The organism is Streptomyces anandii JCM 4720, from assembly GCF_014650655.1.
Classification (GTDB): Bacteria; Actinomycetota; Actinomycetes; order Streptomycetales; family Streptomycetaceae; genus Streptomyces; species Streptomyces anandii.
This window is the reverse complement of record NZ_BMVJ01000025.1, coordinates 17,226-18,619: the sequence shown is the minus strand read 5'-3', so window position 1 is coordinate 18,619 and position 1,394 is coordinate 17,226. Positions and strand designations below refer to the sequence as shown.

The window sequence follows — 1,394 nt, the reverse complement described above, 5'->3', positions numbered from 1 at the left end:
CTCCGCCAGCGGGTTGGGGAAGGGCCTGGTCTCCAGGCCCACCAGGTCGATGTAGTGCTGGAGGGCCGTGGAGGACGGCGGGAAGCGCATGGCGCCCATCTCGGCGGTGAGCGCCTCGTCGCAGCCCTCGAAGCCGACGGTGCGCAGCCGGCCGCCGATCCGGTCGGCCTCGTAGACGACGGGTTTGAGGCCCATCTTCATCAGCTCGTAGGCGGCGACGATGCCGGACAGGCCGCCGCCGATGACCGCGACCTCGGTGCCGTGCTCGGTGGCCGGGACCTGGCCGAGGCCCGCGGGGTGGGCGAGGAAGTCGTCGTAGGCGTAGGGGAAGTCCGGGCCGAACATGGTGATCGGCGGCTGCTGCTCGTCTGCGTGCTCGACGGCGTTGGGCACCGTGGACGTCATGGGGTACGGACTCCTTGCGCGGAAGAACTGGGTGGAGGCTGGGCGGGGCCGGGCCGGGTCAGAGGAGGGACCCGTAGAGGCCGGGGCGGCGGTCCTTCAGATACGGGTTGGCCTCGCGGGAGGCGGCGAGGAAGGCCCGGTCGGCGTCGGCGAACACCAGCTCCTCGGCGCGGCCGGCGCGGGTGCGGGCGATCCCGTCGGGGCCGGCGAGGGTGGACAGCCCGATGAACTCGAACTCGCCCTCGCGGCCGACCCGGTTGACGTACGCCACGTACATCTGGCTCTCCCAGGCGCGCACCGGCACGAGGGACTCGGCCACGAACTGGAAGGGGTGCATCTGCGCGGTGGGGACGAGCAGCAGGTCGGTGCCGGCCAGGGCGTGGGCGCGCACGTTCTCCGGGAACTCGACGTCGTAGCAGATCATGAGGCCGACGGTGAGGCCGTTCAGCTCGGCCTGGACGACCGGGGTGTCGCCCGGCGTGAAGTGGTCGCGCTCGAAGCAGCCGAAGAGGTGGGTCTTGCGGTAGTTCGCCAGGCGGGTGCCGTCGGAGGCGATCAGCTGGACCGAGTTGAAGACGGCCTCGCCGTCCCGCTCGGGGTAGCCGTAGGCGAGCGCCAGGCCGTGCCGGCCGGCGATCTCGGCGATCGCGTCGGCCGAGTCGCCGTCGGCGGGCTCGGCGAGGCGGCCGATCTCGTCGCCGATCGCGTAGCCGGTGAGGAACATCTCGGGCGTCACGAGCAGCCCGGCGCCGGCGGCCGCGGCCCGGCCGGCGGCGGCGTCGAGCACCTTGAGGTTCTCGGCGACGCTGCCGGGGCGGCCGGAGCTCTGGAGCAGGGCGGTGCGCATGCGTGATCCTCACCGGTACTGGGGGTTTCGGGGTCGCTTAGACGGTACGGTCGGCGGGCTCGGGCGGACAAGCGGGAGCCGTTGCGCGGCGGTGAGCGGATCGTTGCGTACGGGACGCCCCACGCGGCGATTCGTTGCGCAC

The 1,394-nt window shown here is 72.7% G+C and carries 2 protein-coding genes; both read right to left on the bottom strand.

Annotated elements, in window-relative coordinates; all coding sequences use genetic code 11:
- Positions 1 to 405, bottom strand: a 405-nt coding sequence (locus tag IE249_RS39015; RefSeq protein ID WP_229859623.1) for a flavin monoamine oxidase family protein, incomplete at its 3' end; no start/stop codon positions are given.
- Between the two features lie 58 nt (positions 406 to 463).
- Complete coding sequence (locus tag IE249_RS30780; protein ID WP_189710076.1) at positions 464 to 1,252, bottom strand: carbon-nitrogen hydrolase family protein; 789 nt, start codon at positions 1,250 to 1,252, stop codon at positions 464 to 466.
- Positions 1,253 to 1,394: the final 142 nt, after the last annotated feature.

Coding starts and splice junctions, on each gene's coding strand:
- IE249_RS30780 (WP_189710076.1), bottom strand. CDS start 1,252: ATGCGCACCGCCCTGCTCCAGAGCTCCGGCCGCCCCGGCAGCGTCGCC.